This is a genomic window from Symploca atlantica LB2515, from assembly GCF_052546295.1.
In genome coordinates this window covers 4,321,116-4,347,269 of sequence record NZ_JBQWMT010000001.1, presented here as the reverse complement: position 1 = coordinate 4,347,269, position 26,154 = coordinate 4,321,116, and the positions used below count along the sequence as shown (strand labels likewise).

Below are 26,154 nucleotides of genomic sequence, written 5' to 3'. Positions count from 1 at the left end.
TTGAGAAGTGATCTATATTTTGTGATTGCCCTGTGACTAAACCCCTAAGAATTCTACAAATTATCCCCTCCATTTCCCTTGTTTATGGCGGCCCCAGCCAGATGGTTCAGGGTCTTTCCTCAGCTTTAGCCTCTCAAGGTATTGAAGTCACCATATTAACCACTGATAGTAATGGAGATGCTGGTCAACCACCGCTAGATGTTCCCCTCAATCAACCAGTAGAGCAAAATGGCTATCAGGTGCGATACTTTCACTGTTCTCCGTTTCGGCGTTATAAATTCTCTCTCGGTTTACTAGCCTGGTTATGGCAGTACGCCCCTGAATTTGATCTTGCCCATATTCATGCTTTGTTCTCCCCAGTGAGTACGGCGGCGGCGACTGTGGCACGATGGCGGGGGCTACCTTACTTGCTGCGTCCTCTAGGTACACTTGACCCAGCCGATTTGCTCAAGAAACGACAGCTCAAGCAAATTTATGGGAGACTGCTGGAGAGACCAAATTTGGCTGGGGCGGCGGGAATTCACTTCACCAGCGTTCAGGAGGCCAAGATTTCAGAACGTTTCGGAATTAAGACTAATGATCTGATCATCCCTCTCGGTGTGGAACAACCAGAAATAACCCCTCAAGGTTGGGCAAGGAAAGAGTTAGGTATTTCCCATGACCAGCCCCTGGTGTTATTTCTCTCCCGTATTGACCCGAAAAAGGGGCTCAATTTGCTGATTCCAGCCCTGGAAAGGCTATTAGCAGAAAAAATAACTTTTCACTTGGCGCTAGCGGGGGCTAATCCTCAAGATCCTGATTATCAAAAACAAATTGAGGAACAACTAAAAGTTTCGCCCCTCTCACCACGCACCACAATTACTGGCTTTGTTAACGGTGATTTGAAGGCGGCTTTGCTGCGAGATGCTGATTTGTTTGTTTTACCTTCCTACTACGAAAATTTTGGGATTTCAGTGGCAGAAGCAATGGTGGCTGGAACACCAGTAGTGATCTCTGACCAGGTACATATTTGGAAAGAAGTCAAGGCTGCTGAGGCGGGGTGGGTTAGTCCTTGTGAGGTGGATGCTTTGAGTGAAGTTTTGAAGGAAGCGCTTCAAGATGAGGGGGAACGTCTACGAAGGGGAGCAAATGCCGCCGCATATGCTTTGAGTAATTATAGTTGGAGTGCGATCGCGCAAAACATGATTCGGGTTTACCAACAACTTGCGCAGATTGAAGGTTGAATTTTAGAAGTTATTCAGGCAACCTTCAATCTGCAATATTTCAGATCCCAGCATGACCTAGCGCTAAGCCTGTGACCAGCATCCCCAGCACTAAAAAGGGTTGAGCACTGGCTTGATACTTGACGTCATTTTCCAGTGGGGCGCGCAGAAAGTACATGTCCTGGAAGGTAATTTGGGGAATGATCAACAAAATCAAGATTGTTGCGTAGAGGTTTTGGTGAATACTGATTAAATAACCAGCAATCCCTGCTTGAAATACATCAATCATCAATACGCAAATCCAGGCTGCTGCACCGACACCAAACATTACTGGTAGTGACTTTAAACCCAGTTGGCGATCGCCTTCGACACTTTTAAAGTCGTTGACTACGGCAATTCCCAACCCAGCCAAACTATAGAACAAGGTGAGAAGCGCAACTGTCCAATTCAGGTCGCCAAATAGAGCATGACCTGCCCACCAGGGAAGGGCAATATAGCTAGCACCTAGCGCATAGTTACCTAACCAGCCATTTTTTTTCAGTTTCAGGGGTGGTGCAGAATAGATATAAGAAAGGAAGGAACCGCCTAAGGCAAGACAGGTGATCATGGGAAATTCATGACCCGCCCAAACATCTAGAGTGTAGGCAACACCAATACCAGCAAAGAGCAACACCAGAATCTGAGTTACTACCTGGGGCACAGAAATAGCACCAGAAGGTATCGGTCGGTAAGGTTCGTTAATCGCGTCAATTTCGCGGTCGTAGAAGTCATTCAGGGTTTGAGTATAACCCGCCAGCAGTGGGCCCGAGAGCAACATACAGGTTGCTGCCTTGAGGATGTCCTCTAGCGTCCAGCTATAGCCGCCAGCAGACGCCGCGCCGCAAACAACACCCCAGATTAGCGGAATCCAGGTAATCGGTTTCATCAACTGGAGGCGAATTTTCCAAATTGAAGTTTCTCCAGGAGTAGCACCTTTCATGCCTAGCAGTTGCCTGGTTTTGCCACTGCGCTCCGTTAGGTTCTCATTAGTCATTGTTTAATGGGTTACAGGTCACAGGTACAGGTTACAGGGAAAGCCGATCATCTTCTGCCCGTTATCAAGCTAACGCTATAGCTTGGCTTCACATAAAACAACCTGCTTTCCCTGCCAACCTTCTATCTTCCAAACTTCAACTCTCTAACCTTCCAATCTAAAAAGATATTGTTAAATATCCATCTTGGAATTTAGCTCCTTTAACAGGTTGACCGCTCAACGAGGGGGGCAGCAGAACATTGCGCCGTTGATCGCCCGCTTCAATGGTGACTTCCGGACCGTACTGGGTTAGCTTCACCTGCTTTTTGTCAAAACTGGGTAAGAACAACCGCACCTGACGGTTTCCGGTGTCAATGCTAATGGGTCGAGGTGCTTGTACTGCCTGTTTGAAATCTGGCAGTGCGTCCATTAGGGGTTCCCAGTCACCAGGGGCTGATTGCTTGGGCAGCGCGCTGACTGCTAGAGGCACAAATTCAGCCGCTAAGGTGTCTATGACACTCGCCTGGTTGAGAATGACGCCGCCCACCGTGAGACCAATTTGCTGTGCACCGCCCCAGAGGTATTTAGCGGTAGCAATAGCTGCTGCATCCTCGTTGGTCACAAGATAAGATGCCACCCGGTTGGGGTCAGCGATCGCACTCTTGCCTTTGTCAAGTAATTGGTTTGCTTCGTTAGTGGGTTGTTGAGCCAAGTTATCACCAGTCCATGAAACATTGAGAATGGCACTGGTAACGGGTTGGATAAATGGTGATATTGCTTTGCCCAGGTCGGAATCAATAAATACCTGACGAAAACGGCGAAAATACCAGCTAAGGATTTCTGGCATTCCCAGCATCCTGAGGGTGGCTTGGTCGCCACTACCGTCATAGATAATGACGTCATACTTGCCGCTATTTTCGTACTCCCTAATCGCATTCAGCGCTAGGGCAGAGTCCATTCCCGGTAAAACGCCCAGTTCTTGACCGTAGACGTTTTTTAGGGTTGGAGATCTCAGGTATTGTGCTTCTAGCCTTTTAACGTCTTCCCAGCTACGTTCTAGGAGTAACGTAGTCTGTAATTGTACTGCTTGGAGGTTAGCGCCGATTTCTTGGGGATCTGGGCCGATGGATGCCCCCAATAGTATTTCCAAGGCTGGACCTGGGTCTTGTTCTACCAACAGCACTCTTTGACCAAAGCTTGATAGCTGTTTGGCCGCAGCGATCGCCACGGTAGTACGACCGGTGCCGCCTTTGCCCAAAAAAGTTAGGATTAGGGCCATTTTCTCGACTTTTGCCTCTCGCCTGTTGCTTATCGCCTCTATATCGCCTCTATTCTGAAGCTTTCAACTCATCTTCAAAAAACCAGGTGGCAGAGTTATCGTCAAACTGCACAATGACACCTACGCCGCTACCATCTGTCATTTTGAAGTCTTTAATCACACCAACTTTCCCCAGTTTACTCGCGATACCAGGGGATACCCGATCTCTGAGGCGGAAAACTTTTACTTTCTGACCGATCTCCATAAGAGCTTTTAATACTAGAATGAACCATTCCAAAGTTTAACGGAATCCGGCACCTAGAATCAGAAACTAGGATTTTGGGATTATTAGTGATCTGCTAGGCACTAAAAATAACTGTCATCAAGCTCTACCAAAATCTACAGACATCATGTATGATATGCCATTAAATCTGTTGACGCCTTTTGACCATTGCCATGACGTTATCAATTAAAGCTAGCTCAAAGTGGTCGCAAGCTAAGCGATACGGGGAGTTGCTAGAGGTCATGGTGGCTCGAAACTTGAAAGTGCGCTACCGAGGGTCATTTTTAGGGGTCTATTGGTCTTTATTGAATCCACTAATTACCACCGGTCTGTATACAGCAATCTTTGGCGCAGCTTTTGCAGCTTACTACGGTAACTCTGTAGTTAATTATGTTTTAGCATCCTTTACTGGGCTAGTTGTAGTCCATTTCTTTTCAGCTTCTACGTCCCAAGCCTTGAAAAGCATAGTGGATCACGGTTCACTGCTTAATAAAATTAGTTTGCCAGTAAGTATTTTCCCTGTGTCAATGGTTGCTGCCAATGTATTTCAGTTTGCCGTGGGTTCTTTTCCATTGCTAGTAATTGCCACTTTAGTTACTTCTAAGAGCTTACTCAACGTCGGGGCGTTACTATTGCCATTAATTTCCTTGATTCTGGTTTGTACAGGCATCGGCTTTATCGTCAGTGCCCTATATGTCTTTTTTAGAGATTTACCTTATTTTTATGAATTAGTTACATTTGTCTTTTGGATTAGCTGTCCGGTATTCTATCCGGCAGATATCGTGGCAGCAGAAATTAAGCCTTTTTTAGTTCTTAATCCCTTGTCATTGCCGATTGAAAGCCTTCGCCAGATTTCTTTATCCGGAATGACGCCGGATTTAAGTTTGATTGGCGGAGCTTTGTTGACTGGTATGCTGATTTTAACTATTGGGTGGACATGTTTCGGGTTTTGGAAACCTCACTTTATGGATTTACTTTAGTAAACCAAACGTGTCAGCTAGAGAATGATATTTGTCTTCATCAAAGTTAGCTCCAACGGGATTAGTGTTCAACTGTGACCAATGACCAATTGCCTACTCCGATAGAAGCGATTCGCCTAGAACAGGTTTCACTGTGGAGACGAACACAAGAAGAGTTTTCTTACAATCTCAAGACCACCTTACTGTCTTTACTGGAGGGAAAATACCGGAAACCCGTAAAGAAGTTAGTGTTAAACCAAATTGATTTAGTTGTAGAAGCTGGCGAGAAAGTAGGAATTATTGGAGCTAATGGTTCAGGAAAATCTACACTTTTAAAGGTTGTTTCTGGGATTTTGCAACCAACTAGAGGTTCGGTTAGAGTGCGGGGCAAGATTACGCCGATTATTGAGTTGGGAGCGGGGTTTGAACCAGAAATTTCAGTGATAGATAACCTAATACTCTACGGAGTTCTTTTAGGGTTTTCCAAATTACAAATGAAAGAAAGGGCACACTCAATCCTGATGTTTGCCGAACTTGAGGAATATGCGCTTGTGCCAGTCAAAGCTTTGTCTTCAGGTATGGTAGTGCGCTTGGGGTTTGCGATCGCTACTGAACTTCAAGCAGATATTCTGATTTTGGACGAGGTTTTGTCTGTCGGAGATGAGAGTTTTAAAAACAAGTGTAAGTCACGGATTGATAAATTTTGGCAGGCTAAGGGAACGGTTTTAATAGTTTCCCACGATTTAAAGTTTGTGCGGCAGTTTTGCCAGAAGGTTATCTGGATAGATCGGGGCAAAGTACAGTTGGTGGGTAATCCAGATGAAACTATAGATTGTTATTTGCGCTCCGTGGTTCAAGATTAGATTGACAAGTAGAGAAAAAAAAGCTGACAATCTTTGGGCGCGATATAGTGCGGACTAAATATATAGTAGGTTAAGGTTAAACCAACCTATTTATTCCAGGAGGAAACAGTCAGACCATAAAGTTAAGCTTTTGGTTAATTTGTTTCTGAGGTCAAGCCAGCTTCGCAGAAGTGTGGGAGTGTGTGAGTGAGTGGCATTGAGGTGAATGAGAGAATTGATTAGCAAGGCGAGCAAACGAAGATCCTGGCTACCTCTAGACGAACAGTGGTGGACTAAACTGGGTTTACTTCAAACCTTGGTACGCAGGGATCTGGAAGCACGATATAAAGGTTCGGTACTGGGTAATTTGTGGCCTTTGTTGAATCAGCTGTCGCAGTTGCTGATTTACACTTACGTCTTTTCCATTGTGCTGAATGTCAAGCTGAGCCTTAAGGGATTGCCGGCGGACGACAGCACGACTTTTGGACTATGGCTATTTGCTGGGTTGCTTCCCTGGATTGCCTTTACCAGTGGTTTAACACACTCAGCTAGTTCGGTGATCGGACAGCCAAATTTGGTCAAGAAAGTAGTTTTTCCCCTAGCTTTATTACCTCTAGTACCCGTTTTATCAGCCTTCATTGAAAGTATGTTGGGCTTGATGGCATTAATCGTTTTAGTTTCAGTGTTATTTCAGACTATTCATCTAACTTTGGCTCTTTTGCCACTAGTCTGGCTACCACAGTTGCTACTGACGGCTGGCTTGGGATATCTAGCATCGGGGTTGACGGTGTTTTTGCGGGATATCCCCCAGACTTTAGGGGTGGTTTTAAATCTTTGGTTTTATCTAACACCGGTTATTTACCCAGCGGATTTAATTCCCGAAGAGTTTCGCGGTTGGGTATTTTGGTTAAATCCGCCAGCAGCGATTGCAGAGGTTTATCGTGACTTAGTATTGGCGGGGAAAGTAAGCCACTGGGGAGAGTGGGGAGTAGCAATGCTAGTGTCTTTACTGGTATTTTGTGGTGGTTTGTCAGTTTATCAGCGTTTGCGTCCAGCATTTGCTGACGTACTGTAAGCTTTGATTGACTGCGGAATTTTTGGTGGTATTCCCAGCTAGTAGTGTGATGAGTGAGATAGCAATTTCGCTGAAAAACGTCTCTAAGTGCTTTAAGCGTTATGCTCACCCTGTAGATCGGCTCAAAGAGCTGTTACTGCCTGGGAAAAGTAGAGCAGAAGAGTTTTGGGCACTTCAGGATATTAATTTAGAAATTCCCAAAGGACAAACTCTGGGAATTATCGGGCGTAATGGTTCCGGTAAGAGTACCCTGCTGCAAATTATTGTTGGGACATTAACACCAACACAGGGAGAGGTTCAGGTAAATGGTCGAGTTTCAGCATTATTAGAACTTGGCAGTGGCTTTAATCCTGAGTTTACCGGGCGGCAGAATGTATTTTTCAATGGGCAGTTACTGGGGTTAAGTAATAGGGAAATTGAAGAAAAGTTTGACGATATTGCCAGCTTTGCTGATATCGGAGATTTCCTTGATCAGCCAGCAAAAACCTACTCTAGTGGCATGTTTGTCCGTTTAGCATTTGCTGTAGCAGTCAATGTTGAACCAGAGGTTCTGATTGTGGATGAGGCTCTGGCGGTGGGTGATTTTGTGTTTCAACATCGGTGTATGCGACGCATGCGCAATTTGATGGATTCAGGAGTAACGACGATATTTGTCTCCCACGATCCAGGATCTATTAAGACATTATGTAACCGTGCGGTAATGGTACACGATGGCAAGATTAGGGCTACCGGAGAGCCAAATCAGGTACTGATTACCTACATGAAAATGCTCACGGAACTGGAGTTGGGTATAGCAGAGGTTGAGACGGAGTTAGTGGTAAATCCTCCTATTAAAGAACAAGAAGAAGAGAAGATACCACAACCGCAAGCAGAGCAACCAGAAATTATCAAAGATCAACCCAGTCGTCGAGGTAGTAGCAAGGCATTAATTGAGAATGTAAAGCTACTCAGTCAATTGGGTGAAGATACTGGAGAAACTCCTATTCTGGGGTTTAACGAAGAAGTAACATTGGTAGTTGATTTACAAGTCTACGAACCGATGCAAGGATGTATCCTTGGTTTTTATGTTTGTGACAAGAATGGTAATGAAGTGATTGGTAGCAACACTATCGAAGAGAATTGTCCCATTGGAGCTTTAGAAGCAGGGGATAAATTACAAATTCAATTTGAATTTCGTTTGCCACTACGACCAGCTTCTTACAGTTTGACTGTAGCTGGTTCAGAAAATTACACGGCAATGACGTTTGATTGGATTGATAATGCTGTAGTTTTCCAAGTACTACCTCCCCATACAGGGAAGCGGGTTCATGCGTTGATAGATCAGCCGATGGTTGTTCAGGTATTTCAGCCGCCGTTGCCATTGATTAAGGCTAGTAGTACAAAAGAAAAAAGAAACAAACAATTAACTCATAAAACGATTGCTTATTTTTAAATCAAATTGCTTTGATTCCAGAATTGACTACAATCACGAAAAGAAGATTTGGTGAATTCCTAATGATGCAGAATACTAATAGTTTAGGTAGACAAATAGCTATCAACGAAGAAGTTGCGAGTTTAAGTGAAGTAATTGATGAATTTTCTCGAGTGTATTACCATACGCCAGTAATCAATGGCGAACCAGCATGGAAAAATACCTATTGGATGGGAATACCTGCATTAAAGTGTCCTTTAGATTTATGGCTTTATCAAGAAATTATTAACCTGCAAAAGCCTGATTTTATTGTTGAATGTGGAGTTGCTTTTGGTGGATCCACAGCTTTTCTGGCTAACATGTGTCAACTGGTAGGCAAAGGCGAGGTAATTGGTGTTGACATCGAGATAACAGAGCAAACTCTCCAAGCCCTGCAGCCCTATAAAAACATTAAATTAATTCAAGGCAATTCGGTTGATCCTGAGATATTTAAACAGGTTTTTGAGATTACTAATCAGGAAAACGTACTAGTTATTCTGGATTCAGATCACTCAGAAAAACATGTATATCAAGAATTGACCATTTACAGCAAGCTGATTCAATCTCAAGGATATTTAATTATTGAAGATACTAATATAAATGGTCATCCCGTTCTCTCCGATTTTGGTCCTGGCCCCATGGAAGCGGTAGAACAGTTTCTCAAAGATAATCCAGGATTCTACATAGAACAACAATGCCATAAATTTTTGACAACTTTTAATCCCAATGGTTATCTAAGACGCTCGTAAATGGAGATAATAAGAGTTGTATCTTGGTACTTTTATGATTATCACAACGCTTCTTAATTATTAAAATATGGATAGTAACTGGGAAAAAGATTATCCATCTCCTCAAGAGATAAGTGAAGAATCTCTGGATGAAAACAGCAGCCTCAAAAAGATGCTGCGCTTAGTAGGCTTAAACAAGCGAGTTATAGATTTTGGCTGCGCGACAGGTTACTTTGCTAAGTTACTTGTTAATAACGGATGTCAAGTAACAGGAGTAGAAGTAAATTCAGACGCAGGAAAGATTGCTGAAAAATATTGCGAGCAGGTAGTTATTGGTGATCTGGATTTCGTATCTCTTGGAGAAATTTTACCCCATCAAGCCTTTGACGTGGCGGTGTTTGGAGATGTACTGGAACACCTGCGCAATCCCTGGAAATTACTTGAAGAAGTCCAGAAGTTGCTCAAGCCAGAAGGATACGTGGTAGCTTCAATTCCTAATATAGCTCACGGTGCTATTCGCCTTGCTTTGCTGCAAGGTAGATTCGAGTACATGAAATTAGGAATTTTAGATGATACACATCTAAGATTTTTTACTCGCCAAAGCGTCGAAGAGTTATTTGAGCGTTCTGGGTATTTTGTAGATGTAATTGATCGGACAAAGCTGCCAGTTATTTCTGATTCTCCTTTAGTACCAGCTATTGATAAATATAAGGTAAATGACGAAATCCTTAAGCAGCTTCAACAGGAAGAAGAAGCAGAAACATTTCAATTTATTCTTAGGGCATATCCTTTATCTTTGACAGGTAAATATGCCGCTCTAAAAGAGAAGTATTGCCCGCTCATGAATGAATCGCAGCAATCCCAGGTACAACTACAACAAACCCAAGGGGAACTAGCCGACTCGCAAGCGCAACTGCAACAAACCCAAGGGGAACTAGTCAACTCGCAAGCGCAACTGCAACAAACCCAAGGGGAACTAGTCAACTCGCAAGCGCAACTGCAACAAACCCAAGGGGAACTAGCCGACTCGCAAGCGCAACTACAACAAACCCAAGGGGAACTAGCCGACTCGCAAGCGCAACTGCAACAAACCCAAGGGGAACTAGCCGACTCGCAAGCGCAACTGCAACAAACCCAAGGGGAACTAGCCGACTCGCAAGCGCAACTGCAACAAACCCAAGGGGAACTAGCCGACTCGCAAGCGCAACTGCAACAAACCCAAGGGGAACTAGTCAACTCGCAAGCGCAACTGCAACAAACCCAAGGGGAACTAGTCAACTCGCAAGCGCAACTGCAACAAACCCAAGGGGAACTAGTCAACTCGCAAGCGCAACTGCAACAAACCCAAGGGGAACTAGTCAACTCGCAAGCGCAACTGCAACAAACCCAAGGGGAACTTGCCAACTCGCAAGCACAACTACAACAAACCCAAGGGGAACTTGCTCACTCTCAGATGTGGATTACTGCCATAGAAAGCAGTAAGTTTTGGAAATTGCGAACAGCCTGGTTTCAACTAAGGCGGGTGTTTGGTTTACCAGAAGATGTCAGCTTACAACCTCGCCAGTTATTTTCAAGAGGAAAATATCTATTCGCCGTTTTAAGGGTTAGGGGGCTGCGGTATTCACTAGCTAAATTCCTTAATAAAACTTCCCAAAAACTTGATGCTCCTAAACTTCCCCTTGAAAGACTACCAGAAATTCCCCGAAGTGATGATGCAAACTATCAAAACTGGTTGGATAAAAACTATCCCAAAGAATCTGATCTGCAAAAGATGGCTCAAACGGCAGAGATATTTACTTACAAGCCTCTGATCAGCATTATCATGCCTGTATTCAATCCACCTGAGCATTTTCTTCGGGAAGCGATTGAGTCTGTTTTAAATCAGGTTTATCCCTATTGGGAGTTGTGCATCGCTGATGATGCCTCGACAAAGCCTTATGTGCGATCGGTATTAGAGGAGTATGCTTCAAGAGATGCTCGTATCAAAGTGGTTTTTAGAACCGAAAATGGTCATATTTCTTTGGCTTCTAACTCGGCTATAGAAGTAGCAACAGGCGAGTTTATTGCCTTACTAGATCATGATGATTTATTAACTCCAGATGCTTTGTATGAAGCAGCCTTGCTACTAAATCGGCATTCCAATGCCGACATGATTTATTCTGATGAAGACAAGGTTGATGAAAACAATAGACTTAGAGATCCATTCTTTAAACCAGATTGGTGTCCAGACTCATTCTTGTCTAGAATGTATACCTGTCATTTGGGAATTTATAGGCAATCGCTAGTTAATCAAATAGGCGGATTTAGAGTTGGTTACGAAGGAAGCCAGGATTATGATTTTGTTCTGAGATTAACTGAAAAAACTGAAAACATATTCCATATTCCTAAGGTTTTATATCACTGGCGCATCCATCCAGCCTCCACTGCTGCCAGCTTAAATAGCAAAAGCTACACAATCGATGCCGCCCAAAAAGCTATTGCAGAGGCACTTGAAAGAAGAGGAGAACCAGGTATAGTAGTTCCAGCTCCTGGAGTGACTGGTTATTACGTTGTTAGGTATCAGATTAGTACTAGCGATTTAGTCAGCATAATTATTCCTACTAAAAACTTAGGAAATGTCCTGGATAAATGTTTATTTTCTATTTTTGAAAAGACTAGCTACCCTAATTATGAAATTATTTTGATAGATAATGGCAGCACCGAGAAAGAAACTATTGAAATCATTAATAAATGGAAAACAAAAGAACCTAATAGATTTAAGTGCTACTCTCTAGATATTAATTTTAATTATTCAAAGCTTAATAATTTTGCCGTTAAACAAGCAAAGGGTAAATATCTTTTATTCTTAAACAATGATACAGAAGTAATAACACCTGATTGGATCGAAGCAATGGTCGAGCAGGCTCAGAGAAACTCTATTGGAGCTGTGGGAGTTTTACTGTTGTACCCTGATGATACAATTCAGCATGCTGGTGTGGTAGCAGGTGTTGGTGGTGTTGCAGGTCATAGCCATAAGTACTTTAAAGCAAACTCGCAAGGCTATTTTAGTCAAATTAACACTGTCAATAACTTCTCTGCCGTTACAGCAGCTTGTTTGATGTGCAGGCGCGATGTATTTGAAGAAGTTGGGGGTTTTGAGGAAGACTTAGCAGTTGCCTTTAACGATGTTGATTTTTGTTTCAAGTTGCTAGAAAAAGGTTATAGAAACATTTACTTGCCTCATGTCGTTCTGTATCATTATGAGTCTAAGAGCCGTGGCAGTGATGATACTGCTGGAAAGTTAGCTAGATTCATCAAAGAAATTGAATACATGCAAAATAAGTGGAAGAAAATTATTGCAAGTGACCCCTGTTATAATCATCATCTTACTCTTGAGCATGAGGACTATAGTATAAAAACAAAATAATCTTCAAAGCCGCTTTTTTTCAAATAACTAAAGTCTAGTAAGTGAAAAAAAACTTACTAGATTCCATCATGAGGAGATGTTACCTATAGCCAATCTTTAATTAGTTACCAGCAAGCTAGTCCATTTTCTTTCCATTTATTTATTCATAATTTACACATGCAAGATATAAGTGTGTTGCGTAGGCAAATTGCCAAGTATTATCTATCGGGTAAAGGTATCGAGATTGGTCCGCTACATTCACCTCTAGATGTGCCTAATAATGCAAAGGTTAGCTACGTAGATAGAATGTCAGTTGCTGATTTGAGGAAACAGTACCGGGAATTAGTCAACTACGAATTAGTGGAGATAGATATTATAGATGACGGAGAAACTCTTTCATCAATAGCCAATGAATCTATGGATTTTGTTATAGCAAATCACATGATTGAGCATTGCCAGGATCCTATTGGCACACTCAAAAGTTGGCTAAGAGTTTTAAAGAATGACGGCATTTTGTATATAGCTGTACCAGACAAGCGTTACACTTTTGACCAAGCTCGCCCTGTTACTTCTTTAGAACATCTGATTCGTGATCATACTGAAGGATCGGAATGGTCAATGTATTCTCATTTTGAAGAGTGGACTAGGTTAGTTAACAAAGTTCCTGAAGAACAGGTTGCTGCCTCTGTCCAACATCTCATTGATATTAATTACAGCATTCACTTTCATGTATGGACTCAGATAGAGTTCTTGGAATTCCTACTATGCTGCCGAAATAAATTGAACTTCACTTTCCAAATTGAACTGCTCCAAAAAAATTCTCTTGAATTTATTGTGATTTTAAGCAAATCATCTTGATCAATAAATTTGTCATCAAATTAAAATTGAAACTGCTACCATTAGAGGCGATGATTGGCAGCCATTATAGGCAGTTAACTTTATGAACGCAATATTAGAACAGTATATTAAATCGGCACCTAGTCCACAAAACGCAATTGACATATTTAAAGGAGAGTGGTCATCTAAGCTGCCTGAGTCTTTGTCAGAACTACAAGCTGGATATGCGCTACTATTTGAAGACCCACGTATTGATTGGTTAGCAACTCAGATAGGAGGTTTTGAAGGTAAAACTGTACTAGAACTCGGTTCTCTGGAAGGCGGTCATACTTACATGGTTGAGCGCTTAGGTGCCGAAACAGTTGTCTCTATAGAAGCTAATACCCGCGCTTATCTCAAGTGTTTAATAGTTAAAGAACTACTGGAACTCAAGAAAGTGCGTTTTCTGTGCGGGGACTTTGTAGAATATCTACGAACTAACCAGAGCAAGTTTGACGTTTGTATTGCTAGTGGTGTGCTTTATCACATGGTTAACCCCGCCGAGTTGATAGCACTAGCATCCCGAACCTCCCCTCAGCTTTTTATTTGGACTCACTACTATGATCATGAGATTATCTCTAGTAACCCAAGTCTAGCCCATAGATCATCGGAGGGTTTACTGACGGACTATAAAGGATTCAAGCATACACTCTATCGACAAGAATATGAGGCAGCGCTCAATTGGATGGGATTCTGCGGCGGTCACGAGGCTTACAGCAATTGGCTAAGTCGTGAAGATGTTCTGGTTTGCCTTAATTATTTTGGCTTTAGTAAGATAAACATCAATTTTGATCAACCTAATCATCCTAACGGACCGAGCTTCGCAGTAACGGCATTTCGGGACTGATAAGTCTCCTTGTAAGACTAGGTAATTGTGAAACTGTATATTAATACCAATAATCGATATGCTTGTTTGGAAAAAAAATAGCGCTCATGTTAAGAACTTAATGACAGCCACTGTGGCAGGTGCCTTAGTTGCCTGCAATCCTGGTGCCGAAAAAAGCCAGGTGATTACGACCCCCCCAACTTCGGTCAGTCCAACTCCTACTCAAACAACCGATGCACCAGCTACTAGCGTGCCGACTAAGGTTACCATTCCCGGAGTCCCAGATATTGGAGAAGTTAGATTCAAACCCCTAAATGAGATTACTGCTCCACATGGTTTTCTTGGTACTGTCAACGGCTCTGCGGAACTTAGCCATAATAATATATCTAAAACGCAGCCTGTAGAGCTAACGGGTTGGGCAATTTTACCTGACAAGGTCAAGCCAGGAGATATGGTTTTCATAACCTATGGAGAGAATAATTCTCTACTGGCGGCCACTCCTGTTAACGTTGAGCGACCAGATGTTGTCGAAGCTTTAGGTAATCCAGCGTACCTCAAATCTGGCTGGGTAACTAATTTTGACCCTTCTGCCTTGCCTACAGATAAGGTGGCTCTTAAAGCCTGGGTTTATGACGCGACTAGTCAGGAAGCTACTCTGTTGAGTAATACCCATGAAATCGCTTTTGTCAACTGAAGTAGAAAATGTCCAGCTTGGTAGGTAGTATCAATTGATACTACCTACCAATGATTAAACCGTCTGTGCAATAGAACCTATTTTGGGTGTCAGACAAAACCATTATTGTATCCTTTTGGCATGAAACCGGATTGAGCAAAAGTTGGTTTTTTCTGCGGGAAATCGATGAGACTCTTAAGATCTCAACTCGCCGTACATCGACAAGAGGTAATAGAAGCAATCTGATAAATTTTATGAAAAATTGGTTAATTTGGACTGCTGTTCTATTCACTCTTTTGAGTTGGTGGCTCCTTTTACCTACTGTAAATTCTCTCAATATACCAATTAGTAAAACTCATGGCATCATTTCCAAAGTAGTGATTCAAGGAAGAAGCCCTCTGACAGATGTGGCTATGTATCTTATGTTGCTACTTTCACCTAGCTTGGCAATTTTATTTTGGGATTTTTTAAATACTAAAAAAAGGTTTTTAAACAGTAAAAAAAGAAGGATTGCCTCCGTATCTGTCGTTTTAAAGCAATTGATTTTGAAGATTGTAGGCAGCAAAAAAATGCTACCTATTTCCTTATTACTAATTGTTACTTGCTGGATACTTAACGTAACACAGCCAATTCTATCTCCCCACCTGCCTCAAGATAGTTTTCACTACGGCGAAAAAGTTGGATTATCAGAAACTTTTCTGCAAAATCCTGAGGCATTTTTTGATAAGGCTTATGTATTGATTCATGGCTTTGGTCTTAATGTGATGCCTGGAGTCATCGGTTTTTGGGCCGGAGGTTACGAAAAAGACATTGCTTATTCGATTTTGGTGTTTTATATCCAGTCAATTACCCCTATATTTTTTTCATTTTTGATTTTATTAGAAATATCTGCTTACATATCGGCAGTTAGTAAATGGAAGATTTTTATCATTTTATGTCTGCTTTATTTTCCGTGTCACGGAGTAGTCTTCGGTCTTATAGATAGAGATGCTGTTTTTTTAATACAAGCCTTCTTAGCTATTCGCTGGGTTCGTTTACTGACGGAAATGGCAAAACAAAATGATGCCAATTCTGTAAATAAAGAGTTAGCAATATATCCAATATTACTGGGTTTCTTGATTCCTATCAGTATTTTGTATGTTTATGATAGAAGTTTATATTCTATAGCTATTTTTGTGAGTTTGATTTTCTTCATATATCTAACACAAAATATTAGATTTTTTTGGCGAAGTTCCTTTTTAGCTTTAATATCAATAGTTTTTACTAGTGGTTTTCTATCCCTAGTATTTGGCTGGAATTATATAACAGTATCTATTGGACAGATAAGGTATTGGTCAAAGGTTGCCGGGTTATTTACTTCACTACCTTATCCTCAAATCAATATTTCCCTAGTGGCACCAATTAATTGGTTACCTATTTTTCTCCAAACTTTAACCTTTACTATTTTGTGTATAGATTTCCGCATCAAACAATATAGCTATAGTCAAAAAATCAAAGCTTTTTTCCTAGAGCATAGTATTACCATTTTTATGCTTTTATGTGCAGTATTTTACATGCGTATTGCCTTGGGAAGAAGCGATATTGGACACTTGATATCCCCAGGTTTTTTTGCGGTTTTTGCCTTTGTTTCTCTTATAGGTCACTACCTAACCAAGAAAGATTTGGCTATAACCTCATGGAAGAATACTTTGATAATAACTTTACTTTTTGCCTGTCTTTTTAACCTAAGTTTCTTAACAACGGCTACTGATATCTTTATGCTTGCTCGATATCCTCAAGTAGTAAATTATCTAATTAAACAAAATAGTACAGCTTTAATAAATCCCAGTTATCAAGAAGCTGCTAATCAGCTTTTAAGCAATGAGATGAAAGAGCAATCGTGTTTTTACACGCTGACATCCGAAGGCATGTGGTACAGAATATTTTCGCTGAAACCTTGTTCTAAATACTGGTATCTGATATATTCGACCACTAAGGAAAGTCAACAAGAACTGATCGAGGAACTAAAAGAGTCAAAACCTAAAATAATACTCTATTCAAATCAATCGTTAGGTAACGGAATAGATGGAGTGAAAAAAGAAGTATCACACTTACTAGTTCATCAATATATTTGGCAAAACTATCTTCCTTATAAGTACCTTGGTGGTAATTGGTTCTGGATTCGCCGCGAGAAAGAAATGGAGATATCCGAGCTGTTAATGACACTTACTGGCAGTGTAGCTGTAACTGGTCACTTTGATGTTCTATCTACTCTAGATACTAACCAAGGTCTTGATATCGTAGCCTCTGGTTGGACTCTGCTTCCAGAGAATCAAAAACCTCACGAAAATGCTATCCTACTTACTTATAATTTAGTCTCATCGCCTGACAAATTGATACCCCTGGCTTTAGGGTCAGCTTCTGATTATCGATATGACGTAGCAACTGCCTTAAATAAGGTAGAGGCTTTGCAAACAGGATGGAATATTTCTTTCAATAAGCTAAATATTCCCGCTGACACTGTAAAAATTAGAGCCTGGGCTTACAATTCAATCGATCAAAAATTTCATGAAATTCCTTCGGCGATTCCCGATAAGTTTCTTGAAGGTGTAAAACCTACATTTTCTGAAAATTTTAGCTAACTAATTTGATATACTCAAGACAATTAATTGGATGAGCGATCTACGCCAGATTTGGAATTAACTGAATAAACAGTAAACAGTAAAAGCTAATGGAAGTTTCCCTAGTTTTCATAACTAAAAACGAAGAAGTAGGCCTGCTGGAACTTTTACCGCAAATTGATTTAAGTATATTTAATCAAATATATGCTATTGATGCTCACTCTCGAGATGGCACAAGTGCAATATTTGAACACCATGGTATTCCAGTGATTAAGCAATCCATTCCTGGCTTGGGAGGCGCAACATTAGAAGCGAGAGATCACTGTAAAACAGATGCTATGATCTTTTTTCATCCAGATGGGAATGAGAACCATAAAGATTTACCAAAATTTATTGAATATCTTAATCTTGGTTACGAATTGGTTATCGCCTCAAGGATGATTGCTGGTAGCTACAACGAAGACGATAATAAACTTCTGAAGTTGCGTAAATGGGCTAACTTGGGTTTTGCCTTAATTGCTAATACAGCTTTCGGTAGTCGCAAATGTCGTGTAACAGATGTTGTTCAGGGCTTTCGTGCTATTTCTTGTGATGCTTTTGACCGTCTTCGTCTCGATCAAACCAACTGCACTATCGACTACCAAATGGTAATTAGAGCTCTCAAAGCGAGACTAAGAATAGCAGAGTTTCCTACAATTGAAGGTCATCGAATTGCTGGAGCTACTAATTTTGCCTCTATTCCTACCGGTATCGCTGAAGTGAAGATGTTACTTCGCGAATTTAGGATAGGCAAATCCTTTCTAAGATAAGCTAACGCCTAAACGCTCCAAATCATGCAACCAAGCCTCAAACAAAGCCACGTCTTCTTGCTTGACAAAATTATGAACTAATAGGTATTTCATAATCCCGGCAAACTCACCAGATTTCTTGCTATATTCCTCAAGGAGTGTTATCAGTTCCTCAGTTCTGGTATATAGCTCTATTTCTTCACCAAAATCCTTCAATAGGTTATGGTAATTTCGTTCTTGGTAGACACTGGAATTACAGAACAATACACCCTGCCCTTTTTGATGGAGAAAATGCTGAGCAAGGTAGCCTCTCAAAATATCAGTTACCCGACTGAACACATAAGCTGGCAAGAACATATACTGAAATGCTTCATGATACCAAAGAGTATTTTGAGAGTTAAAAGGGCAGTAACTTCCAGGAGCTAAAAATAGGGGAGAACGTTCAGCAAATTTGACTTGTTTGCCAATAGTTAGCCGATAAATTGCATCTACATCTGGATCTAAGTCAGCAAGTCCCTGTTGGACAGGAGCAGATACATGTTTAGTGACTAGATTCATTTCCGCTGCTTGGTTGTTAATGGCTGTCAAAGGAAATCCTCTTGGCCATACATGGGCATTACAGAAGTAGGAATAAATATTGAAAAACCTTTGCTCGCGATTCACATAAGTTTCGGTTTTGAGAGCAGGCGGATAAAATTCAGGCCATGAGCTATAGGGAATGTTGTCGTCATCAGTTTCATAAAGCAAATCAGCACCATGCATGATTGCGTAGAGATAGCCTATATTTTTTCTCGCATAGTGATTCCAGGGCAAAAGTTTTACAGTTTCAAAGGGTAGAGACTTCTGTTCATCTACTGTCAAAAGTTTGACATTTTCTAACTGCCAGTCTTGAGGCGTCTTTAAGTCAGCAACTACAATTACTTGCCACCCTTCAATTGCACTGAACTTCTTAATAGCTTCAGTAGGATAATTAATAGAGGTGATTACAATGAACTTACCTGCCATATCTATTTGGTTACGTTATTAAGCAATGCGATAGCACGAACAGCACCTGTGTCTGCCCTGAGATGAATTATTCCCCAAGCCTGCTCAAGATACGGCAGAATCTACCCCCAAGTCAACAGCAACCGGATCAGTATTGCCCTCCCGAAGAGAGTCCGGCACTCAGAATTTCCTCCTCCTTTAAAGCATGTAGCCCTCTATAGCGCTGCGTTCATGCCAAAATCCTGTCTTTTGGGGAACTTCCCCCCTTCCCCTGGCGACAATCATGATAAAGAGTGTTACAAGACCTTAAACTTGAAATCAGGGAATTGAAACAGAAAAGGAAAGCTCTCATCCTCTATGACCTGATCCGAGTACAGGGTCATTTCACAACGCGCTAACGTGGTATACACTAATCAAGCCATTGTCAATAGCGTAATTGGACAACATGCCCAGCTGACTGTCGCCCCTATGCTGCCTCCAGCCCTAAGGCTTAGAATTGGGGATGATTGTCACATCGAACTGATGTGATTTACCTACTTACTGTCAATTACTATTCAACCTCTCTGATTGCTCAATTAATCCGCTCAATTCCAGCTAGTTTGGATATTCCTTATCAAATTCTGGTTGTCAATAACTCTCCGGATGACTGGGCACTTGCCAAACTTCATGCCAAATCCCTCCAAATTCTAGAAGCCAAGACTAACCTAGGCTTTGCCAAAGCCTGTAATCTAGGACTTGAGTGGATTTATAATCAAGACCCCAAGGCCATAGTCTGGATTATTAATCCCGATACTTACCTTCCAGAAAACACTCTGGAAAAGGTTCCAATTTTTTTTGAAACCTATCCAGAATTGTCTCTGCTTGGCACCTGCATCTACACACCCAACAGTGACATCTGGTTCGCTGGTGGTCAGTTTATTCCTCACCTTGGTGCTATCGTTTGCACTAACTCCATTTCTCCCCACCTAGAAAAAGCATATGCTACTTGCGACTGGGTGAGCGGATGCAGTCTTCTAATTAACCTACGTCACTTTGAAACTTGCCCCTATTTCGACCCTGACTACTTTCTCTATTACGAAGACTTCGATTTCTGTCGTCGCTATGCTAACGAGGGTCATCAAATTGCCATCACCAATCGACTAGCTATAGTTCACCAACCATCCTCAATTACAGACCGCAACATTACTAAAAAATTACAGCATTGCACCTATAGCTACTTACTTACTTTAGAAAGATATACCAACAAACATGTGTTCTTCCTACGATTCCTCCGCCTCACTCTCCACGCGATTACTTTACTGTTACTCAAACCCCAAGCTGCCTTTGGTAAGCTAATTGGCATATCAACCTACCTTTTCAGCAGAGTCAGGTGGTATAGCCGATAGTAAATACCTCGCGTATATTAAACATACTAAAGTTGTTAACTTTGCGAAAACCGAACAAAAATCTGGGTATTTAGTAAGATTGTCATGTCTTGACATCCTCCCTTAGTAAGAAACTGTAGAATTATAACCTTGCCATTGGCAGATTCTTCCTGAGTCCACTTACCTTAACCTGTTGCCAGATTAAGACAGAAGGGGTTCTCTACTCAGGGATTTTAATCACTTCTGTGGTTCATTACCTACCTTATGGTAGATTCAAAACCTAAATTGTTCTATTTTCTACGCTTATTGATTGAAGATTTGAGCCGAGATCTGCCTTGATTTTTGACGGAAACTTTCTGTTAACTGCAACCTCAAAAAAACTAACTGATAACTCAGCTTAAGACCATCCATGTTAAAAATTGTGGTTGATGCGACCCCCATATCAACCAAGCCAAGTGGTATCGGCTTTTATGTTACTAGTCTGATTGCTTCTCTGTACAATTTACAATCCCAAGAAAATTTTCAGTTAGGGATTGCTTATCAACCAGGCTTCAAAAACTGGTTACTCGGCAACTTAGACTTTCCTCACTCGATTAACCAATATTCCGATCTACATATGCTACCTATCCCTGTTAGGCTTTCTAATTGCCTAATGGAGAATTTGCCAAATTTATTCAACCTTTATCTAGAAAAATATTTAGAATTTCCTGACGTGATCCATGGAACAAACTACAGTGTTTATCCAGCCCAAAAAAGCCTGCGGGTTATGACAATCCATGACCTAACTTTTATTAAATATCCCCAATACACAGATTCAGTTGTTAAAGCTTACTCAAACCGTGTTAAAAAATGTTTGCAGTGGGCTAATCTGGTTGTAACCGTCTCAGAAAGCTCCAAAAAAGATATCATTAATTATCTACATGTAGAACCAGAGTTTGTTCACGTCACTCCTCTAGCAAGTCGCTACCATCACAGTGAATTGAAGTTGCAATTGTCTAAAAAAGAGCAAAAAAGCATTAACTATGATTTCTCTCAACCCTACATTCTGTTTGTGAGTACCATCGAACCCAGAAAAAACCTTAATAATTTGATTATCACCTTTAATTACTTAAAGGAAAAATATAAAATTGACCATAATCTCCTGTTAATTGGTCAAAAAGGTTGGCATCATCAACCCATATTTGCCGCAATTGAAGATTCGCCCTGGAAACACCAGATACATCACCTAGGTTATTTATCTGATAAACTTGTCAGGCTGTTCTACTCAAAAGCTGATGTATTTGTCTATCCTTCTCACTATGAAGGATTTGGCTTGCCAGTCTTAGAAGCAATGACACTAGGTACTCCCGTCGTCACTTCCAACACTTCCTCATTACCAGAAGTTGCAGGAGATGCAGCTATCTTCGTGGATCCCAAGGAACCGATTCAGATAGCAGAGGCAATTTTGAAAGTAATTAGTGACTCTCAAATGCGTCGCCAACTGATTCAAAAGGGTAAAGAAAGAGCTAAGTTATTTTCTTGGCAAAAAACTGCTCTAGAAACCATAAAAGCCTATAAGTCCCTTCTCTAATGAGCATTCTTGATCACCATTCATCTAACGAGCTGCTCGTTAACCTGTCTTTTTCTATCACCAAACCAACGGGGCTGATGAACTATGCTAGCAACTTATCGCCTCACCTACAGCCCTTAGACCCCACCTTACTAACGCCGCAGACTATTGCCCATACTAAATGCTATTTAGTTCCCTCTAACTTAAACCCAGACCACGGCACAAAAGGTAATCTCCGCCGCCTACTTTGGACTCAGTTGCAATTGCCGCGCCTCTACAAAAAATTGCGATCGCGCCTCATTTTTTCTCCTGTTCCCGAAGCCCCCATTTATCGGGGTTGTCGCTATATCGTGATGTGTCACGACCTCATCCCCTTGCGTTTTCCCATGCTACCGCCGAACCTGAGGCGCTACTGCCGCTACTACGTTCCCCAGGTTCTCGCCGGGGCCGAGCACATTATTTGTAACTCCACTGCTACAGCTAGAGACATCACCGACTTTTTCCAGATCCCCGCAGCCAAAATTACACCTATTCATCTTGCTTACGACGCTAAACATTTTCGCTTTCTAGACTTACCCAATCGGTTAACTACAGGCGATCGCCCCTACTTTCTCTACCTGGGACGCCACGATCCCTACAAGAACCTACACCGACTAGTAGATGCTTTTGCTTCCCTCCCTAACTGTCGTGACTACGAACTATGGCTAGCAGGGCCCTCAGACGGACGCTACACTCCACCCCTTCAGGAAAAAGTAGCTCAACTAGGTCTAACTCAACAGGTAAAATTCCTCGATTATGTCCCCTATGAGCAACTGCCGATCATTATCAATCAAGCGATCGCTCTTGTTTTTCCCAGCCTCTGGGAAGGCTTTGGATTTCCTATACTAGAAGCAATGGCTTGTGGCATTCCTGTTATTACTTCCAACCTCTCCTCTTTACCGGAAGTCACAGGTGAAGCGGCCCTTCTTATCAATCCCTACAACGGCAACGAAATCACCGCAGCCATGCAAGCTGTAGTCACTGACTCAGCCTTAGCAGCACGCCTGAGAACCCTTTCCCTCAAACAAGCTAGCCAATTTAGTTGGGTAAAAACCGGACAAGATACTGTCGAAGTTCTGAAACGATTTTTGTAGTTTGTTGTTAGTTATTTTTAGCAGCGATAACGCAACTTAGTAATCAACTAGTTTGTCAAGCAGACTTTCCGGAGATAGCCAGGAAAAATTAATATCTCGACGTTGAAGTAGAATTTAAGTTATAAAAGAAAGGAACGGAATTTTTTGAATAAAGTTGCTGAAAGCTGTCAATAGATAGCAAAAAAACAGTCATTATCAGCAACTTTGCCTAAAATAAGCTTTCCCGCTCGAATTCCCCTGCTCTACCGGGGCTATACCTCCCAACTCAATAGAACTAACAAAATTAGGCTGGATGATTATCAGAAACTGTCTTCGATAATCTCAGTAGATCTAGATCTAGCAATCCTAGAGGAATTGTGATTACTGCATATTTTATCTCTTGTCTATCTTAGGAAGAGCCTAATTTTTTCCTGTATGTTAATTGCTATTAATGCTGAGCTAAATACTAACAATTATCACCTAGATAATTAACTTGCTGCCTGCGATTACTCTTGACATATTGCTCGACAAAAGACCTAATTATTATTAAATATCTAGTCAACCATGAAAAAGCTTAGCCTGATAGTCTATCTATCCTTTTTTCTGCTGCTTTTGGGAGGATGTTCTCCTTCAAAATCTAAGTCAAAATACGTCCCACCGCCAGAATTCCAGCCTGGAACCTACGAAGAATTGGACTATCAGGTTTACACTCCCAAAAACCTTGAACCAGGAAAGAAATATCCTTTGGTCTTAAGTCTCCACGGCAGTTGTTCAGAGTGTACTGATAACGTCAGACATTTAGAAGATCCAATTACCACCGTTTGGCATAACTACGACAAAGATACCCAAACAGAGCCTACCTTCATTTTGGCTCCTGAAGCCGCAAGTACTGGTTGGTGGGATAAAAGAGATAGAATTTACGAAATAATCAACCAACTGATAGCTAATAATCCTATTGATAAAGAACGCATCTATATTGTCGGTTTTTCCATGGGCGCAGCCGGAACTTGGAACTACATAGAGAATCCGCCGAATCTTCCCCCTTACGATCAATACGACTTCAGTTTCGCTGCGGCTACAATCATTGCTGATGACGGTAGAAGAGCTAACCCGGAAAAGATTAAAAACCTTCCCATCTGGGCAGGTGTAGGTCTTGAGGATGACCTTGAGAGTACCAAAATGCGACCCCTGATATCCAAAATTAGAGCTGCCAACGGCGATAACCGAGGCCCCTTGACCTATGTAACGGGCGTTAACCCACGTTTTTCCGAGTTTCCCGGCGCGATTCACCCGGCGGCGATGCAAGCAATGGTCTCTCAACCCGACTATTTAAGCTGGATGTACTCGAAAGTTAATGACGGCAATAATTACCCAATAGTAAAATTTACCTCTCCTGATTACGGTACAGTTATTCCTGCTACTCAGTCTGAGGTAACAGTAACTGTTGATGCCCAAGATAGCGATGGAACAATTGAGAAAGTTGATTTCTATGTAGATAGCACTTTATATTCCACCGTTAAAACCGAACCCTATAAGGCAAATTTTGATTCACTTGCGGCAGGAGACCACAAAATCGAGGCTACCGCAACTGATAACGGAGGTAAAAAAAGTACTGCGACTCTCGATGTTAGCATCAAGACTAACCCTTAACTAACCTATAACTAACCTAGAGAGTACTTATACTAGAGTTGTCATCAAGAGTCTTATTCTCCAAGATGAGTAACTAAAAACCGTTATAATAAAGGGTTGGATTTTTTAGAACCCCGTCAATTCAGGGAATACGATTATGGTCTTGCCCATTGTTGCTATTATTGGACGCCCAAACGTGGGCAAATCGACCATTGTCAATCGTTTGTCAAGCGCAACTGATGCCATCGTCCACGATGAGCCAGGAGTGACACGCGATCGCACCTACCGTCAGGCCTTCTGGCAAGACCGCGACTACTTAGTTGTAGATACGGGCGGTCTGATCTTTAATGACGACACTGAGTTCTTGCCCCTAATTCGGGAACAGGTAATGGCAGCATTAGCAGAGGCTAGTGTAGCCGTATTAGTAGTAGATGGTCAAACTGGCCCAATGCCTGCTGATCAAGAGATTGCAGATTGGTTACGTCAACACCCTGTCCCAGTGCTCCTCGCCGTCAATAAATGTGAATCTCCACAGCAGGGGATCATCCAGGCATCACAGTTTTGGGAACTCGGCTTAGGAGAACCTTTCCCTGTTTCCGGTATCCATGGGAGTGGTACTGGGGAACTACTAGACCAGCTAATTACCTATTTACCCGGTGTTGATACGCTCACAGACGTCCCAGAGACAAGAGTCGCCATTGTCGGACGTCCTAACGTAGGCAAATCTAGCTTATTAAATGCCCTAACTGGCGAAAATCGCTCAATTGTTAGTTCTATTTCCGGCACCACCCGCGACGCTATTGACATGCTGGTGGAGCGACCGGGTGACCCAGAAAAAGGTATTGAGAGTAAAAACTATCGCCTAATCGATACCGCTGGTATTCGCAAAAAGAAAAGCGTAGAGTATGGTCCAGAATTCTTTGGCATTAACCGTGCCTTTAAAGCAATTCGCCGCTCAGATGTGGTTCTACTAGTGATTGATGCCCTGGATGGAGTCACAGAGCAAGACCAAAAACTAGCAGGACGGATTGCCGAGGAAGGTCGTGCTGCTGTGATTGTAGTCAACAAGTGGGATGCCATAGAAAAAGATTCTAATACTATCTACGAGTATCAAAAAACTATTCAAGACCGACTCTATTTCGTCGAATGGGCACAAATGATTTTTGTTAGTGCCCTAACTGGTCAAAGGGCAGAAAAGATTCTCGATTTGGTTGATGCTGCTGCCTTTGAACATCAGCGTCGAGTTACTACCTCTGTAATCAATGAGGTGCTACAAGAAGCTGTTAGCTGGCACTCTCCCCCGACTAATCGACAAGGACGTCAAGGCAAAATCTACTATGGCACTCAAGTGACTAGTCAGCCACCGACAATTGCCCTATTTGTCAACGAGCCCAAACGTTTTAACGACAATTACCGTCGCTACATCGAGCGTCAATTCCGCCAACAGTTGGGTTTTACAGGAACACCCGTGCGCCTGCTCTGGCGTGGCAAAAAATCTCGCGATCTCGACGATGCCCAGATCAATACCAATCGAGCCACTCGCGTTTAATTTTTTAATT

General features: G+C 41.9%; 21 protein-coding genes. 17 read left to right on the top strand and 4 right to left on the bottom strand.

Annotation, left to right across the window (positions count from 1 at the left end; genetic code table 11):
* Window positions 1-32: 32 nt before the first annotated feature.
* Complete coding sequence (hpsP, locus tag ACT7WV_RS18085; protein ID WP_445104216.1) at window positions 33-1,223, top strand: hormogonium polysaccharide biosynthesis glycosyltransferase HpsP; 1,191 nt, start codon at window positions 33-35, stop codon at window positions 1,221-1,223.
* A 40-nt stretch (window positions 1,224-1,263) separates the two neighbouring features.
* Here hpsP and chlG read toward each other — a convergent pair whose 3' ends face one another.
* The 3 genes from chlG to petP all read right to left on the bottom strand — a co-directional run bounded on the left by chlG (window position 1,264) and on the right by petP (window position 3,737).
* Window positions 1,264-2,235: a chlorophyll synthase ChlG gene (gene chlG, locus ACT7WV_RS18080; protein WP_445104215.1), complete on the bottom strand. Its 972-nt coding sequence runs from the start codon at window positions 2,233-2,235 to the stop codon at window positions 1,264-1,266.
* A 157-nt stretch (window positions 2,236-2,392) separates the two neighbouring features.
* A complete protein-coding gene (locus ACT7WV_RS18075; RefSeq protein WP_445104214.1) occupies window positions 2,393-3,493 on the bottom strand; it encodes a Get3/ArsA fold putative tail anchor-mediating ATPase NosAFP in 1,101 nt (366 codons plus the stop codon).
* Window positions 3,494-3,542: 49 nt separating this feature from the next.
* Window positions 3,543-3,737 (bottom strand): cytochrome b6f subunit PetP, encoded by a 195-nt coding sequence (gene petP, locus ACT7WV_RS18070; protein WP_445105682.1) that lies wholly within the window; start codon window positions 3,735-3,737, stop codon window positions 3,543-3,545.
* 191 nt (window positions 3,738-3,928) lie between these two features.
* Here petP and ACT7WV_RS18065 point away from each other — a divergent pair, with 191 nt between their 5' ends.
* From ACT7WV_RS18065 to ACT7WV_RS18015, 11 genes are all read left to right on the top strand, one after another.
* Window positions 3,929-4,735 carry an ABC transporter permease gene (locus tag ACT7WV_RS18065; RefSeq protein WP_445104213.1) on the top strand — a complete coding sequence of 269 codons (807 nt, stop codon included), beginning with the start codon at window positions 3,929-3,931 and terminating at the stop codon, window positions 4,733-4,735.
* Window positions 4,736-4,836: 101 nt separating this feature from the next.
* Window positions 4,837-5,577: an ABC transporter ATP-binding protein gene (locus ACT7WV_RS18060; protein ID WP_463424271.1), complete on the top strand. Its 741-nt coding sequence runs from the start codon at window positions 4,837-4,839 to the stop codon at window positions 5,575-5,577.
* 205 nt (window positions 5,578-5,782) lie between these two features.
* Window positions 5,783-6,631, top strand: a complete 849-nt coding sequence (locus tag ACT7WV_RS18055) for an ABC transporter permease (RefSeq protein WP_445104211.1) — start codon at window positions 5,783-5,785, stop codon at window positions 6,629-6,631.
* 49 nt (window positions 6,632-6,680) lie between these two features.
* Window positions 6,681-8,063: an ABC transporter ATP-binding protein gene (locus ACT7WV_RS18050; RefSeq protein WP_445104210.1), complete on the top strand. Its 1,383-nt coding sequence runs from the start codon at window positions 6,681-6,683 to the stop codon at window positions 8,061-8,063.
* Between the two features lie 62 nt (window positions 8,064-8,125).
* Window positions 8,126-8,830: a CmcI family methyltransferase gene (locus ACT7WV_RS18045; RefSeq protein ID WP_445104209.1), complete on the top strand. Its 705-nt coding sequence runs from the start codon at window positions 8,126-8,128 to the stop codon at window positions 8,828-8,830.
* A 67-nt stretch (window positions 8,831-8,897) separates the two neighbouring features.
* Window positions 8,898-12,215, top strand: a complete 3,318-nt coding sequence (locus tag ACT7WV_RS18040) for a glycosyltransferase (RefSeq protein WP_445104208.1) — start codon at window positions 8,898-8,900, stop codon at window positions 12,213-12,215.
* A gap of 156 nt (window positions 12,216-12,371) precedes the next feature.
* On the top strand, window positions 12,372-13,052 hold the full coding sequence (locus tag ACT7WV_RS18035; protein WP_445104207.1) for a methyltransferase domain-containing protein: 681 nt from the start codon (window positions 12,372-12,374) through the stop codon (window positions 13,050-13,052).
* 82 nt (window positions 13,053-13,134) lie between these two features.
* The gene (locus ACT7WV_RS18030; protein WP_445104206.1) at window positions 13,135-13,917 is read left to right on the top strand and encodes a class I SAM-dependent methyltransferase; all 783 of its coding nucleotides are present in this window, start codon (window positions 13,135-13,137) and stop codon (window positions 13,915-13,917) included.
* A 58-nt stretch (window positions 13,918-13,975) separates the two neighbouring features.
* Window positions 13,976-14,590: a hypothetical protein gene (locus ACT7WV_RS18025; protein ID WP_445104205.1), complete on the top strand. Its 615-nt coding sequence runs from the start codon at window positions 13,976-13,978 to the stop codon at window positions 14,588-14,590.
* A gap of 86 nt (window positions 14,591-14,676) precedes the next feature.
* On the top strand, window positions 14,677-17,190 hold the full coding sequence (locus ACT7WV_RS18020) for a hypothetical protein (protein WP_445104204.1): 2,514 nt from the start codon (window positions 14,677-14,679) through the stop codon (window positions 17,188-17,190).
* A gap of 89 nt (window positions 17,191-17,279) precedes the next feature.
* Window positions 17,280-17,978, top strand: a complete 699-nt coding sequence (locus ACT7WV_RS18015) for a glycosyltransferase (protein ID WP_445104203.1) — start codon at window positions 17,280-17,282, stop codon at window positions 17,976-17,978.
* Here ACT7WV_RS18015 and ACT7WV_RS18010 read toward each other — a convergent pair.
* Window positions 17,970-18,962, bottom strand: coding sequence for an STELLO glycosyltransferase family protein (locus ACT7WV_RS18010; protein WP_445104202.1), 993 nt, complete (start codon window positions 18,960-18,962; stop codon window positions 17,970-17,972). The two genes, ACT7WV_RS18015 and ACT7WV_RS18010, sit on opposite strands and share 9 nt — an antisense overlap.
* 503 nt (window positions 18,963-19,465) lie before the next feature.
* On the opposite strand from ACT7WV_RS18010, the gene ACT7WV_RS18005 reads away from it, so the two are divergent.
* The 5 genes from ACT7WV_RS18005 (at window position 19,466) to der (ending at window position 26,144) form a co-directional block, all read left to right on the top strand.
* Window positions 19,466-20,326 (top strand): glycosyltransferase family 2 protein, encoded by an 861-nt coding sequence (locus ACT7WV_RS18005; RefSeq protein ID WP_445104201.1) that lies wholly within the window; start codon window positions 19,466-19,468, stop codon window positions 20,324-20,326.
* A gap of 388 nt (window positions 20,327-20,714) precedes the next feature.
* Window positions 20,715-21,875 carry a glycosyltransferase family 4 protein gene (locus ACT7WV_RS18000; protein WP_445104200.1) on the top strand — a complete coding sequence of 387 codons (1,161 nt, stop codon included), beginning with the start codon at window positions 20,715-20,717 and terminating at the stop codon, window positions 21,873-21,875.
* A 77-nt stretch (window positions 21,876-21,952) separates the two neighbouring features.
* Window positions 21,953-22,987 carry a glycosyltransferase family 4 protein gene (locus ACT7WV_RS17995; protein ID WP_445104199.1) on the top strand — a complete coding sequence of 345 codons (1,035 nt, stop codon included), beginning with the start codon at window positions 21,953-21,955 and terminating at the stop codon, window positions 22,985-22,987.
* 543 nt (window positions 22,988-23,530) lie between these two features.
* Window positions 23,531-24,616, top strand: coding sequence for an Ig-like domain-containing protein (locus ACT7WV_RS17990; protein WP_445104198.1), 1,086 nt, complete (start codon window positions 23,531-23,533; stop codon window positions 24,614-24,616).
* Window positions 24,617-24,752: 136 nt separating this feature from the next.
* Complete coding sequence (gene der, locus ACT7WV_RS17985) at window positions 24,753-26,144, top strand: ribosome biogenesis GTPase Der (RefSeq protein WP_445104197.1); 1,392 nt, start codon at window positions 24,753-24,755, stop codon at window positions 26,142-26,144.
* Window positions 26,145-26,154: the final 10 nt, after the last annotated feature.